The organism is Pseudomonas taeanensis MS-3 (assembly GCF_000498575.2).
GTDB lineage: Bacteria > Pseudomonadota > Gammaproteobacteria > Pseudomonadales > Pseudomonadaceae > Aquipseudomonas > Aquipseudomonas taeanensis.
Genome location: NZ_AWSQ01000001.1, coordinates 715460 through 731488, shown reverse-complemented (window position 1 = coordinate 731488; position 16029 = coordinate 715460). Strand labels below are relative to the sequence as shown.

The window sequence follows — 16029 nt, the reverse complement described above, 5'->3', positions numbered from 1 at the left end:
CATGTCCAACAAGTATCAGATGATCGACGTGCGGGTCACCGCCGTGGAGCAGGTGACTCCGCTGATCAAGCGCTTCAGCCTGTGTGCCCTGGATGGCAGTGCGCTGCCGTCCTTTACCGGCGGCAGCCATGTCATCGTGCAGATGCACGATGGCGACAAGCTGTACAGCAACGCCTACTCGCTGATGAGTTCGCCGCGTGACACCTCGAGCTACCAGATCGGCGTACGCCGCGAGGAGCAATCGAAGGGCGGCTCGGCCTTCATGCACGACAAGGTCGAGATCGGCAGCCAGCTGACCATCGCCGCGCCGAACAATCTGTTCGGCCTGAGCGAGACGGCCGCTCAGCACGTGCTGATCGCCGGCGGCATCGGCATCACCCCCTTCCTCTCGCAGCTGTATGAACTGCACGAGCAGGCTGCCGACTACCAATTGCACTACGCCTTCCGCGCCCCAGAGCATGGGGCTTTCGCCGATGAACTGGGCAGCGGCCCGCATGCCGAACGCACGCGGTTCTATATCGACAGCCTGCAGCAGCGCCTGGATCTCGACGCGCTGATCGCTGGCCTGGACGCCGCGGCGCATCTTTACGTCTGCGGCCCCAAGCCGCTGATCGATGCAGTAATCGCCACGGCCAAGGCTCAGGGCATCGCCGACGAGCGCGTGCATTGGGAACAGTTCGCCGTGGCCCCGGCCGAAGGCGCCGCCTTTACCCTGGTGCTGGCCCGTTCCGGCACCGAACTCAAGGTCGAGGAAGGCATGAGCATTCTCCAGGCGATCGAGAAGGCCAACGCCGCCGAGGTCGAATGCCTGTGCCGCGAAGGAGTGTGCGGCACCTGCGAAACGACCATCCTCGAAGGTGAGGTAGCGCATCGCGACCAGTACCTCAGCGACGAAGAAAAGGCCCTGCAGAAAACCCTGATGGTCTGCGTCTCGCGCGCCCGCACGCCACGCCTGGTACTGGACCTGTAACACCGGCATGGTGCCGGGGCAGCTGTGTATAATCGCCGCTCACAGTTGCCCCGGCCCTGCCTTTCCTTCCTCCTGCAGTCGCTAGTCTGGGTGTTTTCCTGACCCTGTGCCGTGCCACCACGGCGCCTCCGAGAAGCCCTTGCTATGGAACCTGACAGCTTTGCTTTTCGCCTCAAGGAACTGCTTGAGCTCAAGAAACTGAGCCTGCAGGCCGTGGCCAGCGCCCTGGGCATTTCCCGCACCGCGGTGCACAAGTGGACCCGCGGCGGCGAGATCGACAACGAGCGTCTGCGCAGCCTGGCCGAGTTCCTCGACGTCAACTGGATCTGGCTGCGCTACGGCGAACAGGCCCAGCAGGAGGCCGAAAACGCCGAGGCTGTGCAATTGCCGATGACCGACGTGCGCCGCCAATATGCTGCCGAGATCATGGAGAGCGAGGCGCGCATGCTCTTGGCGCTGGAGAACGCGCGCATCGTTACCTGGGAGTGGAACCTGCTCAGCGACGAGGTCACCTACTCGCACAACGTGCAGAAAATCTACGGCTGGCAGGTGAACCGCAACGATGACTTCTGGCCCCACGTGGTGGCCGAGGATGCCGCTTCCCTGAGGGCCACGATCGACCAGGCCATCGCCACGGGCGAGCCCTACGATCTCGACTTCCGCATCGTTCTGGGCAGCGGCGAGGTGCGCTGGATATCCTCGCGCGCCACACCGATTCGCGACAATCAGGGGCGGGTGCTGCGCATGACCGGCGTGAGTACCGACACCACCGAACGCAAGATCGCCGAAGAGGCCCTGCGCGACAGCGAGGAGCGCTTTCGCACCATCTTCGAACAGGCCTGCGGCGCCATGGCCTATATCGACCTCGACGGCACCTGGCTGAAGGTCAATCAGCGCCTGTGCACACTGCTCGGTTACTCCAGCGAGGAACTGTGCGGCCAGCGCTTCCAGCTGCTCAGCCACGAAGACGAACTGACGCACAACCTGACCTTGCTGGCGCGGCTCAAGTCCGGCGAGATTGACATGTACGAAATCGAGAAGCGCATGCGCCATCGTGACGGCCACTTCATCTGGATCCGGGCGCGAACCTCGTTGCAGCGCAACCCCATCAGCGGTGAGGCTGAGCACCTGATCACCTTCCTCGAAGACACCACCGCACTGCGCGAGGAGCGCGAACAACTTCGCGCACAACTGGCCCTTTGCCAGGAACAACTGGCGAAACTCAAGACCGCCGGCCGGTCCGCCCCGTAATACATTCTGGGCACACGCCTGGCGTACGACGCCAGGCTACTAGCGCAAGACCGCTCGCGACTGCTTGACCGCCCCCTGGCCTGCGTTGCCCCCTGCCGTCGAACGACAACCGCGACGGCACTAGCTGCCCTTCCATTGCCTTCCCCGAGATGCCCCCGCGCCCGACGCGACGGGGCCATAGGCGGCTGCCCGATTTCCCCTCCGTAGGCCCCGAAACAGCGACGAATGCCTGCCAGGCGGCTATTGCACTCCGCTGAATGCCCACCCATAATGTTAACCCACAGTACATGTTAACCATTAGTTAACATGTACTGTACTGGAGCCCCACTCGCGCAGGAGCGCAGCTCAGACGAGCGGCCTCTGGCTGCTGTTAGCCAGGCACAGCTGCGCACTCTTCGGCGCCGTTACATGACGGCCGATATACGCAGCGTCCCGGCTCACCGCTAACCAGAAGCGCCGCGCACTATAAAAAACGACCACGGACAGGCAAGCCTGGCCTGTCCGCGAGGTAACGAGTCGATGAACAACAACAACCTTGCCGGCAAAGGTATAGAGCAGACGATCTTCTGGCCCGCCGTGATCGCCGTACTCTGCACCAGCGTTCCCCTCATGCTGTTTCCGGAAGCCGGACTACAGATCGTCAACAACCTATTTTCCTGGATTACCAGCACCTTCAGTTGGCTGTTCCTGGTGACCGGCGTGGCCTCCTTCGCCTTCATGGGCTGGCTGGCCTTCGGCCCGCTAGGCCGCATCAAGCTTGGTTCACCGGAGGAAGCGCCCGAATTCAGCACTGGCGCCTGGATCACCATGCTGTTCTGCGCCGGTATTGGCATATCCATCTGCGCCTGGGCCTTCGCCGAGCCGATCTACCTGCTCGACGGCCCGCCCCTGCACCTGGCCAAAGGCACCAGCACCGCCACCGAGTGGGCGGCCATGTACCCGATGTTTCACTGGGGCCTGATCCCCTGGGCCATCTACCTGTTGCCGGCCGTGCCCATGGCTTACTACCTCTACGTGCGCAAGGGCAACGTGCTGCGCCTGTCCGAGGCCTGCCGCGGCGTATTCGGCGGCCTGATCGACGGCCCCCTGGGCAAGCTGATCGACGTCATCGTGATGTTCTCCATCATCGGCGCCGTGGGCACTTCCCTGGGCCTGTCGGTACCGCTGGTATCCGCCTTGTTCCAGGAAATGTTCGGCCTCGAACAGTCCTTCCTGCTGCAGCTCGGCGTGCTCGCCTTGTGGACCCTGATGATCGCCTGGAGCGTATGGAACGGCCTGAGCAAGGGCATCCAGACCCTGTCCAACATCAACGGCGTGCTGGCCGTGCTGATGCTGGTGTTCGTCCTGGCGGCGGGTCCGACCCTCTATCTGATGGGTCTGTGGACCAACAGCATGGGCCTGTATCTGGACAACTTCTTCCACATCTCGATGTGGACCGACCCGATCGAGAAAGGCGGCTTCCCCGAGGGCTGGACGGTCTTCTACTGGGCCTGGTGGGTCGCCTACGCGCCGATGATGGGTCTGTTCGTCGCACGCATTTCCCGTGGCCGCACCATCAAGGACCTGGTCCTCAATGGCGTGATCTGGGGCAGCGTCGGCTGCTGGGCATTCTTCGCCATCTGGGGCGGCTACGCCGTGCATCTGCAGACCACCGGTGTGGTGGACCTGCTGAGCATCCTCAACGATCAAGGCATGCCGGCCATGGTGGTCGCGGTACTGAAGACGCTGCCGCTCTCCAGCGTAATCATTCCGGCCTTCACCGTGCTGTGTTTCGTATTCCTGGCAACCACCGTCGACTCCTCGGCCTACACCCTGGCCTCGATCAGCACCCGCGAACTGAACGGCTATGAAGAGCCGGCACGCAGCAACCGCGTGCTCTGGGCCGTGCTGCTGGCCCTGTTCGGAGTGGGTCTGCTGGTGGTGGGTGGCCTCAAGGCCGTGCAGACCTCCACCCTGGTGGTCGCCCTGCCGATGCTGCCCGTGATGTTGATCATGGCCATTTCCCTGGTTCGCTGGGCTCGCGAAGATTTCGGCGCGGCGTTGGACACCAAAGTCTGCAGCCTGCGTCTGAACAATGGCCGCCGCCAAGTGGTCGATCAGCTCGACAGCACGCCCACAGCACAAGCCGCACCGGCCACCGTGATGGCCAAGGCGCAGCCTGCCGGCAACTGATACACCGCTGAAAACGGACGCCTGCCCTCGGCGGCAGGCATCCGCCTGACCGTCCTGGTCTCGCCACCGCCGAGCCAGCGAGCGCTTCCCGCCGGCGGCTTCCTTCCGCCTTCGTGCAACCACCCGCCTGCAGTCACTCGACTTCGAACAAGCCGTCGCGCACCTGGCCGCCACTCAGACGCTGGCGAATGTCGGCGTCGATGCGCGGGTCATCCGGGCCATAGAGCATCACCTGGCGGTAGGCGTTGACCCGGTTGATCTCCTTGCCCAGGTAGTCCCAGACCACCCGGGTGCAGGCCGGAGTGCGCCGGTCGCCACTGGAGACCCCGGTCTTCAGGCCGTTGAGGCGGGTGATGCGACTCTTGAAGCTGGGAATCAGGATGGTCTGACTCACCTCATTGGCGGTCAGCGACTCGTAGTCGATCAGAAACACCCGGTCTTGCAGGTAGAACGCCGCGCCCAGATAGCGACAGCGCACCCAGTCGTCGGCCTCGCCGTTGTCGGCGCGCGAGCGCTCCTGGCGTTCCTGGCGCTCGAACAGGTAGGTGCCGCGCTCCTCGCGCAGCTGCACCAGCGACAGCAGGATGTTGCCGGGCACCGACATGCAGTTGGCGTACTCGAAGTAGTAGCCGCAGTAGCGCGACAGGCTGCTGCAATGCTCGCGCAGCGGTTGCAGCAGCTCGAGCAGCGGATCGGCCGCCGCCGGCCGCTCCTGACCACTGCGGCGCACCCCGATCAGGCGGGCGAACTGCTCCGCCGGCAGGCCCAGTTCATAGTCCTCGATACCGAAGAAATCGCAGATGCGCTTGAGGTTGTAAGCCGTTGGCCGGCTCTGCCCGCTGAGGTACTTGTTGAACTGCGCGCGGTTGATCGCCAGCTGCCGGCAAACCTCGGCAATAGAGCGGTAGTGGCTGCACAGCAGCTTGAGATTGTGACCCTGATGGTTCGACATGACGCCTACCTAGAATGGTGCTAGCGGCGCAAATATAGCATCAACTCGCGTCACATCGCCGCTATCTGCGAAATTGCCTGACACACGCGGTTACTCAACCATGCACAGGTCGCCCGCTGCGTGGCATTCCCGAATAACTACAAGAGAGGCATCTCCTCATGCTGGACCTCCTCAACGACCTGCTCTGGAGCAAGCTGCTGATCGTCATGCTGATCGGCCTGGGCCTGTATTTCACGGTCCGCTCGCGCTTCGTGCAGTTCCGCTATTTCGGCAGCATGTTCCGCATTTTCAGCGAAGCCTTTCAGCGTCAGCCGGGCCAGCTCAGCTCGTTCCAGGCGCTGATGCTCAGCGTCGCCGGGCGCGTCGGCGCCGGTAACATCGCCGGCGTGTCGGTGGCGATCATGCTCGGCGGCCCGGGCGCGATCTTCTGGATGTGGGTAGTGGCGTTGGTCGGCATGGCCACCAGCTACTTCGAGTGCTCCCTGGCCCAGCTGTACAAGCGCCGCGAAGCCGACGGCACCTACCGTGGCGGCCCGGCCTTCTACATCCAGCACGGCCTCGGCCAGCGCTGGTTGGGCATCGTCGTGTCCTTGCTGCTGCTGGTGACCTTCGGCTTTGGCTTCAACGCCGTGCAGTCCTTCACCGTGGCCAGCTCGCTGCACGACACCTTCGGCCTGCCCACCCATATCAGCGGCATCGCCCTGGTGGTGGTGATCGGCCTGATCATCTTCGGTGGTATCAAGCGCATCGCCAAGATTGCCGACATCCTGGTGCCAAGCATGGCCTTCGCCTACATCGCCATGGCGCTGTTCGTGATCGGCGGCAATATCGACCAGGTGCCGGAGGTGCTGGCGCTGATCGTCAAGAGCGCCTTCGGCCTGGAACCGGCCTTCGCCGGCGGCATCGGTGCGGCGATCATCATGGGCGTCAAGCGCGGCCTGTTCTCCAACGAAGCCGGCCTCGGCAGCGCACCCAACGTCGCCGCCGTGGCCCAGGTCAAGCACCCCGTTGCCCAAGGCATCGTGCAGTCGCTCAGCGTGTTCATCGACACCATCATCCTGTGCAGCTGCACCGCGCTGATCATCCTGCTCTCCGGCGTCTATCAGCCGGGCACCGAGATGGCCGGCGTAGTGCTGACCCAGACCGCCATGGCCGCCGTAGTCGGCGAGTGGGGCCGGGTGTTCGTCAGCATCGCCTTGCTGCTGTTCGTCTTCACCACGCTGATCTACAACTACTACCTGGGTGAGAACGCCCTGGGTTTCTTCACCAGCAAGCGCTGGCCGGTACAGACTTACCGTGTGCTGGTGGTCGGCCTGGTGCTGTGGGGCTCGGTGCAGGACCTGGGCACGGTGTTCGCCTTCGCCGACGTGACCATGGGCCTGCTCGCAGTCGCCAACCTGGTGGCCCTGGCACTGCTGTTCAAGGTCGGTCTGCGCCTGATGAAGGACTACGACAGCCAGGTAAAAGCGGGTGTAGAGTCGCCGGTCTTCGATCCTAAGCAGTTCGCCGATCTGGACCTCGACCCCGCAGCCTGGCCGGCCACCCCGCCGACCTCGGAGCCGAGCGCACAGGCCGAAGTCAGCAACTACCAGCACCAACGCTAGCAGACCGTTGAAAAATGTAGCGAGCGACGGCTAGGCCGATTTCAACGCCGCATAGCCGAGCGCAGTAGTTTTTCAACAGCCTGCTAAGCGGCGTTGCACCATGACGAAACAGGGGGCGCGCCCCCTGTTTTGCTGCCTGCACAAGGAGAAAAGCCATGCCCTCCCCATCCAAACTGCTAGTGCTCTACACCGGCGGCACCATTGGCATGCAGCAGACTGCAAGCGGCTTGGCGCCGGCCTCCGGCTTCGAGGCCCGGCTGCGTTCGCAACAGGCCCTGGAGACCGGCCGCCAGCTGCCTAGCTGGGTTTTCCGCGAACTGCTGCCGCCGATCGACAGTGCCAATATGAGCCAGAGCAACTGGCTGGCAATGGCCGCGGCGATCCGTGCCGGCGTCGAACAGGATGGCTGCGATGCGGTACTGGTGCTGCACGGCACAGATACCCTGGCCTACAGCGCTGCCGCACTGAGCTTCCTGCTGCTGGACCTACCGGTACCCGTGGTGCTGACCGGCTCGATGCTGCCAGCCGGCGCCCCGGGCAGCGATGCCTGGACCAATCTGTTCGGCGCCATGCAGGCGCTGCAGCAGGGCGTTGCAGCTGGCGTACAGCTGTATTTCAGCGGCCGGCTGATGCATGGCGCGCGGGTCAGTAAGCTCGGCAGCGAAACCTTCGACGCCTTCAGCGAGCCGCCGCGCCAGCGCCTCGGCGTCAGGGCCGGAGTGACTCCCGCCAACCTCGATTACCGCCAGCCACGCCAGCCGGTAAGCCTTGCCGTACTGCCGTTCTATCCCGGCATCCAGGCTGCCCAGGTCGAGGCCCTGCTGGCCAGCGGTGTACGCGGGCTGCTGCTGGAGTGCTACGGCAGCGGCACTGGGCCATCCGAGGATGCCGCGCTGCTCGCCGCGCTCAAAACCGCGCACGCGCGCGGCGTGGTGTTGGCCGCGGTCAGCCAGTGCCCCCATGGCCATGTCGAGTTCGGCGTGTATGCCGCCGGCAGCCAACTGGCCAGCGCCGGCCTGGTGTCCGCCGGCGGCATGACCCGCGAGGCGGCCTTGGGCAAGCTGTTCGCCCTGCTCGGCGCCGGCTTGAACCAAGCCGAGGTGGAACACTGGTTCGCCCTCGACCTGTGCGGCGAGCGCGCCGACTGAGGTCAGGCTCCCAGGCCACCGCAAGCCAGTCGCGAGGCTTGCGGCCACGGCCTAACCGTCGCAGGATGACAGTTTGCGCACACAGGAGACCGCGCCATGCCCGTTCGTATCCCCGTCGAGGTCCGTCCCGTCAGCGCCGCCGACCAAGCCGCCTGGCTGCCGCTGTGGCAGGGCTATCAACGCTTCTATATGACCGAGATTCCCGCCGCCACCAGCGAGGTCGTCTGGCAGCGCTTTCTCGACCCCGCCGAGCCGATGCATGCAGCCCTCGCCTGGCACGATGGCCAGGCCGTTGGCCTGGTGCACTGGGTGTTTCATCGCTCCTGCTGGACTGTCGGCGACTACTGCTACCTGCAGGACCTGTTCATTAGCAAACAGGCGCGCAGCAGCGGCGTCGGTGGCCAACTGATCGACTTCGTCTACGCCCAGGCGCGACAGGCCAAATGCGACCGGGTGCACTGGCTGACCCACGAGAGCAACAGTAGCGCCATGTTGCTCTACGAGCGCGTCGCCGAACGCTCGGGCTTCGTGCAGTTCCGCAAGCGCCTGACCTGAGTCGCGCCACCCACGCCGAACCGGCGAGGTGCCCAGATGACCAGTGAACCCCTGCTGAACTGACAACCGGCCAAACGGCCCGAGCGCAAGGCAGACCTTGGAGGCGCTACGCGCAAGCGCGCCCAGCCGCTGACGCCTAGTGACCGGCTCAGAACACCGACCAGCCGATGCGCTGACTAAGCAACTCCAGGGCCTTGATCCCAGCTAGGGAGTTGCCGGCGGCATTCAGCTCCGGCGACCAGACACAGACGGTGAAGCGCCCCGGCACCACCGCGACGATGCCGCCGCCGACCCCGCTCTTGCCCGGCAAGCCGACGCGGTAGGCGAAGTTGCCGGCCTCGTCGTACAGGCCGCTAGTGGCCATGATCGCGTTGACCTGCTTGGTCTGCCGCGCGCTGAGAATCTGTTCGCCGCTGTGCTTGCAAAAACCATCGTTGGCCAGAAAACAGAAGGCGCGGGCCAGGTCGACGCAGCTCATGCGCAGCGCGCAGTGGCTGAAATAGCTGCGCAGCACCGCCTCGACATCGTTATGGAAATTGCCGAAGGCCTGCATCAGGTAGGCCGCGGCCGCATTGCGCGCGCGGTGCTGATACTCCGACTCGGCGACCCGATTGTCGATGACCAGCTCCGGGTTGCCAGCCAGGCGCCGGGCGAAATCGCGCATCGACAACGGCGGCGCGGCGAAGCGCGACTGGTTGATGTCGCAGATCACCAGGGCCCCGGCGTTGATAAAGGGATTGCGCGGCCGGCCACGCTCGAACTCCAGCTGCACCAGGGAATTGAACGGCTGCCCGGACGGCTCGTAACCGACCCGCTGCCAGATCGCCTCGCCGGAATGGCCGATGGCCTGGACCAGGCTGAACACCTTGGAAATGCTCTGGATCGAGAAGGCCCGCTGCGCATCGCCGGCCACGTGCAGCTCGCCGCTGTTACCGTACACCGCGATGCCCAGCTGGCGCGGTTCGACAGTGGCCAGGGCGGGAATGTAGTCGGCCACCTTGCCCTGGCCGAGCAGTGGACGGACCTCATCGAGAATTTCAGTCAACAGCGCTTGCATGCGGGGGCTCGTGGCAACACCCAGACGGCGCCCAGGCTACCGTTGCTAGACGCCTGGCAGCCCGCACGGATCACAGGGATAAGTGCCAACACGCGGCCGAGCCGGGCCTAGCAGGCCGTTGAAAAAGGTAACGAGCGAAGGCTAGACAAGGCGAAGTTAGGCGAAAAAGCGCAGTTTACGAGCTGTAAATGAGCATTTTGAGACACCGCGTCCCGGCCTGACTTCAACGCCGTATAGTCGAGCGCAGTAGTTTTTCAACAGCCTGCTAGAATTTTTCCGGGCGCAGCACCTCAACCTGCGCCAGATAGCAGACCATCGCGTAATTGGCGTAGTAGCGCTGCTGCAGGTGGCTGGCCAGGCGCTCGGCCAGCTCGGGCGCGCAGATGATCTCCACACGAATATTGCTCTCGGTTTCCCAGCCGGCGCTGCGCACCCCATGGGCGCCACGCCCGCGGGCATCGGAGATGGTCCAGCCGGGTGCGCCGAGGTGCTCCAGGTCGGCCACCAGCTTCTTCTCCAGCGCCGCTTCGCAGATCACGGTGAGCAGGGTACGGGTATGCGCGGTCATCTCAGAGTCCCCAGGCGATCAGTTGCTCGGCCAGCGCCAGATACAGCGGAATGCCGAGCAGAATGTTGAAGGGAAAGGTAATCCCCAGTGAGGCGGTCAAGGATAGCGAAGGATTGGCCTGCGGTAGCGCCAGACGCAGTGCCGCCGGCACCGCGATATAGGAGGCGCTGGCCGCCAGGGTGGCGAGCATCGCGGTGCCGCCCAGCGACAGATCCATCAACCGTGCCAGGGCGGCGCCGATCAGCGCGCCGAGCAAGGGCATGAGCAGGGCGAAGCCAAGCAGACGCATGCCGAACTGCTTCAGCGCGCCGAGCTGACCCGAGGCGATCAGCCCCATCTCCAGCAGGAAGAACGCCAGCACCGGCTTGAACATGCTGGTGTACAGCGGCTCCAGCGGCTTGATCGCCTCCTTGCCGGCCACCGCACCGATGATCAGGCCGCCGAGCAGCAGCATGATGCTCTTGCCGAGAAAGATCTCCCGGCCCAGTTCGCGCCAGTCGGTGTCGCGCGCCAGACCCTTGGCCAGGAGGATGCCGACCAGGATCGCCGGGATCTCCAGAATCGCCACGAACAGCGGCATATAGCTCTCGAAGTGGATGCCGCGCGCCAGCAGAAAGGCCACGGCCACGGCGAAGGTACCGGCGCTGACCGAACCATAGTGGGCCGCCACCGCGGCGGCGTTGACCCGATCGAAGCCCAGTGCCCGCAGGATGCCAAAGGCCACCACCGGCAAGGCCACGCCCAAGCCCAGGACCAACGCGGCCTGGCCCAACAAGCGTGCACTGGCCTGCTCCGCCAACTCCACCCCGCCGTGCAGACCGATGGCCAGCAACAACAGAATCGACAGGGTTTCATAGAGTGCCGGCGGCAGCTTCAGCTCGCTTTTCAGCAAGCCGGCGCTGAGGCCGAAGACGAAAAACAGTACAACCGGATCAATGCCCATAACCGCCTCTCGTAGATACCATGGCCTGGCGTTCAGTTAAAAAAAGGGAGCCTTGCGGCCCCCCAGAGGTAAACAGTTGCCGATGGCGGCACGCGCCTCGCTTGCCCGCAGTTGCGGTTATTCGATCTCGATCAGCACTTCGCCCGGATTGACCCGGTCACCCTTGGCCACGTGTACGGCCTTGACTGTACCGGCGATTGGCGCCTGCACTTCGGTCTCCATCTTCATCGCCTCGCTGATCAGCACCGCCTGGCCAGCCTTGACCGCATCGCCCTCCTTGACCAGCACATCGACGATGTTGCCCGGCATGCTGGTGCTGACGTCACCCGGCGCGCTGGCGGCCTTGCGCTTGCCGCTGGCACCGGCGACGAAGTCGTTGAGCGGTTCGAACACCACTTCTTCCGGCATGCCATCGATGGACAGGTAGAAGTGGCGCTTGCCGTCGCCCTTGACGCCGACGCCGGTGATATCGACCCGGTAACTCTCGCCGTGCACATCGACCACGAACTCGGTTGGCACCCCTTCGCCACCGGCGGCGGCCACGCCACCGGCTTCGGGGATCGGCAGCAGCACCTCGGGGGTCAGGCTGCCGGCCTCACGCTCCTCGAGAAACTTGCGACCGATGTCCGGGAACATGGCGTAGGTCAGCACGTCCTCCTCGGACTTGGCCAGGGCGCCGATCTCACCGCGCAGCTTGGCCATTTCCGGCTTGAGCAGGTCGGCCGGGCGCACGTCGATCACCTCTTCGCTGCCGATCGCCTGCTTGCGCAGTTGCTCGTTGATCTTGCCCGGCGCCAGGCCATAACGGCCCTGCAGGTAGAGTTTCACCTCGTTGGTGATGGTCTTGTAGCGCTCGCCAGCCAGCACGTTGAACACCGCCTGGGTGCCGACGATCTGCGAGGTCGGGGTCACCAGTGGCGGGAAGCCGAGGTCCTCGCGCACCCGCGGAATTTCCGCGAACACGTCGTTGATGCGATCGAGCGCGCCCTGCTCCTTCAGCTGGTTGGCCAGGTTGGACATCATCCCGCCCGGCACCTGGTTGACCTGTACCCGGGTATCCACCGCGGTGAATTCGCTCTCGAACTGGTGGTACTTCTTGCGCACCGCATGGAAGTACATGCCGATCTCCTGGATCAGCTCCAGGTCCAGGCCGGTGTCGTACTCGCTGCCGCGCAGCGCGGCGACCATCGACTCGGTCCCCGGGTGGCTGGTGCCCCAGGCCATGCTGGAGATGGCGGTGTCGATATGGTCGGCGCCGGCCTCGATCGCCTTGAGCTGACACATCGAGCCGAGGCCCGCGGTGTCGTGGCTGTGCACGAACACCGGCAGGTCGACCTCGGCCTTCAGCGCCTTGACCAGGTCGAAGGCCGCATAGGGGGTGAGCAGACCGGCCATGTCCTTGATCGCCACCGAGTCGATGCCCATGGCCTGCATGGCCTGAGCCTGTTTCACGTAGGCCTCGACCGTGTGCACCGGGCTGACCGTGTAGCTCAAGGTACCCTGGGCATGCTTGCCGGCGGCCTTCACCGCCTCGATTGACACGCGCAGGTTACGCACGTCGTTCATCGCGTCGAAGATGCGGAACACGTCGATGCCGTTGACCGCCGCCTTGGCCACGAAGGCCTTGACCACGTCATCGCTGTAGTGGCGGTAGCCGAGCAGGTTCTGTCCACGTAACAGCATCTGCAGGCGGGTATTGGGCAGCGCTGCCTTGAGCTGACGCAGGCGCTCCCAGGGGTCTTCCTTGAGGAAGCGGATACAGGCGTCGAAGGTGGCGCCACCCCAGACTTCCAGGGACCAGTAGCCGACCTGGTCCAGCTTGTCGCAGATCGGCAGCATGTCTTCGGTGCGCATGCGCGTGGCCAGCAGCGACTGGTGGGCGTCGCGCAGGATGGTGTCGGTGACGGTTATTTTTTTAGCAACAGGGGTCTTAGACATTTCTCAAATCCTCACAGGCCAGCGTGGGCAGCAATGGCGGTGGCGATGGCGATGGCCAGGTGCGACGGGTTGCGTTTGATCGAGTACTCGGTCAGTTCCGGATGGCTCTCGACGAAGCTGGTGTTGAACTGTCCGCTGCGGAACTCGGGGTTGCGCAGGATCTCCTGATAATAGGCGGCGGTGGTCTTGACTCCCTGCACGCGCATGTCGTCCAGGGCGCGCAGGCCGCGATCCATCGCCTCTTCCCAGGTCAGTGCCCAGACGATCAGCTTCAGGCACATCGAATCGTAGTAAGGCGGAATGGTGTAGCCGGTGTAGATCGCCGTGTCGGTACGCACGCCGGGGCCGCCGGGGGCGTAGTAGCGGGTGATCTTGCCGAAGCTGGGCAGGAAGTTGTTCTTCGGGTCCTCGGCGTTGATGCGGAACTGCAACGCAAAGCCGCGGTGGATGATGTCTTCCTGCTTGACCGACAGCGGCAAGCCGCTGGCGATACGGATCTGCTCGCGAACGATGTCCAGGCCGGTAATTTCCTCGGTGATGGTGTGCTCCACCTGCACCCGGGTGTTCATCTCCATGAAGTACACCTCGCCCTCGGCGAGCAGGAACTCCACGGTGCCGGCGTTCTCGTAGCCCACCGCCTGCGCCGCGCGCACCGCCAGGTCGCCGATATAGGCACGCTGCTCGGGGGTCAGTTGCGGGCTGGGGGCGATCTCGATGAGCTTCTGGTTGCGTCGCTGAATCGAGCAATCGCGCTCGAACAGGTGCACCACGTTGCCGAAACTGTCGCCGAGAATCTGCGCCTCGATGTGCTTGGGATTGATGATGCACTTTTCCAGAAACACCTCGGCCGAGCCGAAGGCCTTGGTCGCCTCGGAAATCACCCGCGGGTAGGCCTGCTCCAGCTCCTCGCGGCTGTTGCAGCGGCGGATACCGCGCCCGCCACCGCCGGAGGTGGCCTTGAGCATCACCGGGTAGCCGATGCGCTCGCCCTCGCGCAACGCTTCGGCGAGGTCGACGACGTTGCCTTCGGTACCCGGGGTGACCGGCACGCCGGCCTTGATCATGCTGCGCCGGGCCTCGGTCTTGTCGCCCATGCGGCGGATCACCTCGGCGCTCGGGCCGATGAACTTGATCCCGCGTTCGGTGCAGATTTCTGCCAGCTCGGCGTTCTCCGAGAGGAAGCCGTAGCCCGGATGGAGGGCATCGCAGCCGGTTTCCACCGCCAGGTTGACCAGTTTGCGCGGGTTCAGGTAGCCGGCCAGTGGGTCGGCGCCGATGCCATGGGCCTCGTCGGCACGCTTGACGTGCAGTGCCATGCGGTCGGCGTCGGAATAGACGGCCACCGAGCGGATACCCATCTCGGCGCAGGCGCGCACGATGCGCACGGCAATCTCACCGCGGTTGGCTATCAGGATTTTCTTGATCACGAGTTTTTCCTCGGCCAGGCTCTGATGAATCGGCAGCAGACGAACGAGCAAGCCGTTCGGCGAAGGATCGCTGTCGTGCAGCAATCGCCCGATTACCCTACGCCGCGCAGCGAATTACCAAAAATTAATATTTATTTGATTGGCTATAATTAAAAACTAATACTCACACCTCTACGCCAGTTTCCAGGCATCGGCAAAGACCGCCAAACGCGGCCTCCCCACTCGCAATCGACGAGACTCATAATGCGTAAGTCCTTGATGCGCATGACATTGCGCCAGCTGCAGGTATTTCGCTCGGTGTGCGAGCAGCGCTCCTACAGCCGCGCCGCCGAGGAGATGTCGCTGACCCAGCCGGCCGTCAGCCTGCAGATTCGTCAACTGGAAGAACTGGTCGGCCAACCGCTGTTCGACTACGTCGGCAAGAAGCTCTACCTGACCGACGCAGCAGAAGCCTTACAACGCGCTGGCGCGGATATCTTCGGCCGCCTGGAAAGCCTCGACATGCAGTTGGCCGACCTGCAAGGCTCGCTGCAGGGGCAGCTGAGCCTGGCCGTCGAGTCCAGCGCGCAGTACTTCATACCTCACCTGTTCGCCGCTTTTCGCCGCGAATACCCGGAAGTCAGCCTGCAACTGGTGGTGGTCAACCACGCTCAGGCGATCAAACGCCTGAGCGCCAACCGCGACGACCTGTTGATCATGTCGCAGGTCCCGGCGGATATGGCCCTGGAGTTTCTACCCTTTCTCAATAACCCGATCATCGCCGTGGCGCCGCAGGCGCACCCGCTGTGCGCCCGCGAACCACTGAGCTTGCAGGAACTGACCAGCTGGCCACTGTTGGTGCGCGAGACGGGCTCAGGTACACGCAAGGCCTGCGAAGAGTATTGCCACCAGAAGCGCGCGCACTTCGCCCAGACCCTGGAGGTCGGCTCGCTGGAGGGGCAGCGCGAAGGAGTACTGGCCGGCCTGGGCCTGGCCCTGCTGCCGCGCCACGCGGTGCGCCGCGAACTGCAGGAGGGCCTCTTGCGCGAGCTGCCGGTCAGCGAGCTGCCGCTGCTGCGCAGCTGGTGCGTGGTGCATCCGCGCGGTAAACACCTGTCACCGGTGGCGCAGGCGTTCTTCAACTTCGTACGCAACCAGCGCAGTCAGATCAACGCACTGGCTGAGCGCTTTGCCGGGTCACTGCCTGCGTCGTCGCCAGATAATTAGCGGCAATCAACTCGGGATAGTCGGCCAATTCCTGCTGCAACAGGCGCTGTTCCGAGTAGTACTCGATCGCCCGGCGAAACTCCATGCGCCGCTGGTCGCGCAACTTGCGCCGATCTTTCGCATCACTGTTGGCGTGCGCGTGCACTTCATCCGAGTAGCGAGCCATCACATGTCTCCCAAGGCGAATAACGGGAGTCACAGGATCGACCGCCTGCATGACGCTTTGACGGCAAAGCAA

General features: G+C 64.2%; 14 protein-coding genes. 7 read left to right on the top strand and 7 right to left on the bottom strand.

Annotation, left to right across the window (positions count from 1 at the left end):
* Position 1 precedes the first annotated feature (1 nt).
* The 3 genes from TMS3_RS03145 to TMS3_RS03135 all read left to right on the top strand — a co-directional run bounded on the left by TMS3_RS03145 (position 2) and on the right by TMS3_RS03135 (position 4393).
* A complete protein-coding gene (locus TMS3_RS03145) occupies positions 2 to 970 on the top strand; it encodes a PDR/VanB family oxidoreductase (protein ID WP_025163795.1) in 969 nt (322 codons plus the stop codon).
* Positions 971 to 1114: 144 nt separating this feature from the next.
* Positions 1115 to 2221: a helix-turn-helix domain-containing protein gene (locus TMS3_RS03140; RefSeq protein ID WP_025163794.1), complete on the top strand. Its 1107-nt coding sequence runs from the start codon at positions 1115 to 1117 to the stop codon at positions 2219 to 2221.
* A gap of 519 nt (positions 2222 to 2740) precedes the next feature.
* Positions 2741 to 4393, top strand: coding sequence for a BCCT family transporter (locus TMS3_RS03135; RefSeq protein ID WP_025163793.1), 1653 nt, complete (start codon positions 2741 to 2743; stop codon positions 4391 to 4393).
* Positions 4394 to 4526: 133 nt separating this feature from the next.
* Here the strand turns inward: TMS3_RS03135 and TMS3_RS03130 are convergent, their stop codons facing one another.
* Positions 4527 to 5345: a helix-turn-helix domain-containing protein gene (locus TMS3_RS03130; protein WP_025163792.1), complete on the bottom strand. Its 819-nt coding sequence runs from the start codon at positions 5343 to 5345 to the stop codon at positions 4527 to 4529.
* Between the two features lie 158 nt (positions 5346 to 5503).
* Between TMS3_RS03130 and TMS3_RS03125 the strand changes: the two genes are divergently transcribed.
* From TMS3_RS03125 to TMS3_RS03115, 3 genes are all read left to right on the top strand, one after another.
* Positions 5504 to 6949, top strand: coding sequence for an alanine/glycine:cation symporter family protein (locus TMS3_RS03125; RefSeq protein ID WP_025163791.1), 1446 nt, complete (start codon positions 5504 to 5506; stop codon positions 6947 to 6949).
* 155 nt (positions 6950 to 7104) lie between these two features.
* Positions 7105 to 8097 (top strand): asparaginase, encoded by a 993-nt coding sequence (locus tag TMS3_RS03120; RefSeq protein WP_025163790.1) that lies wholly within the window; start codon positions 7105 to 7107, stop codon positions 8095 to 8097.
* 96 nt (positions 8098 to 8193) lie between these two features.
* A complete protein-coding gene (locus tag TMS3_RS03115; RefSeq protein ID WP_029866076.1) occupies positions 8194 to 8652 on the top strand; it encodes a GNAT family N-acetyltransferase in 459 nt (152 codons plus the stop codon).
* Positions 8653 to 8800: 148 nt separating this feature from the next.
* On the opposite strand, the gene glsB is transcribed toward TMS3_RS03115, so the two are convergent.
* The 5 genes from glsB to TMS3_RS03090 form a co-directional block, all read right to left on the bottom strand.
* Entirely contained in the window at positions 8801 to 9709 is a 909-nt protein-coding gene (gene glsB, locus TMS3_RS03110) for a glutaminase B (protein WP_025163788.1), read from the bottom strand.
* A 265-nt stretch (positions 9710 to 9974) separates the two neighbouring features.
* Entirely contained in the window at positions 9975 to 10277 is a 303-nt protein-coding gene (locus tag TMS3_RS03105) for a DUF3240 family protein (protein ID WP_025163787.1), read from the bottom strand.
* Between the two features lies 1 nt (position 10278).
* Positions 10279 to 11220 carry a sodium-dependent bicarbonate transport family permease gene (locus TMS3_RS03100; RefSeq protein ID WP_025163786.1) on the bottom strand — a complete coding sequence of 314 codons (942 nt, stop codon included), beginning with the start codon at positions 11218 to 11220 and terminating at the stop codon, positions 10279 to 10281.
* Between the two features lie 117 nt (positions 11221 to 11337).
* Positions 11338 to 13158: a sodium-extruding oxaloacetate decarboxylase subunit alpha gene (oadA, locus tag TMS3_RS03095; protein ID WP_025163785.1), complete on the bottom strand. Its 1821-nt coding sequence runs from the start codon at positions 13156 to 13158 to the stop codon at positions 11338 to 11340.
* Between the two features lie 11 nt (positions 13159 to 13169).
* The gene (locus TMS3_RS03090) at positions 13170 to 14585 is read right to left on the bottom strand and encodes an acetyl-CoA carboxylase biotin carboxylase subunit (RefSeq protein WP_025163784.1); all 1416 of its coding nucleotides are present in this window, start codon (positions 14583 to 14585) and stop codon (positions 13170 to 13172) included.
* Positions 14586 to 14828: 243 nt separating this feature from the next.
* On the opposite strand from TMS3_RS03090, the gene TMS3_RS03085 reads away from it, so the two are divergent.
* A complete protein-coding gene (locus tag TMS3_RS03085; protein ID WP_025163783.1) occupies positions 14829 to 15791 on the top strand; it encodes a LysR family transcriptional regulator in 963 nt (320 codons plus the stop codon).
* Here TMS3_RS03085 and TMS3_RS03080 read toward each other — a convergent pair.
* Positions 15733 to 15957 carry a PA3496 family putative envelope integrity protein gene (locus TMS3_RS03080; RefSeq protein ID WP_025163782.1) on the bottom strand — a complete coding sequence of 75 codons (225 nt, stop codon included), beginning with the start codon at positions 15955 to 15957 and terminating at the stop codon, positions 15733 to 15735. The two genes, TMS3_RS03085 and TMS3_RS03080, sit on opposite strands and share 59 nt — an antisense overlap.
* Between the last annotated feature and the right edge of the window lie 72 nt (positions 15958 to 16029).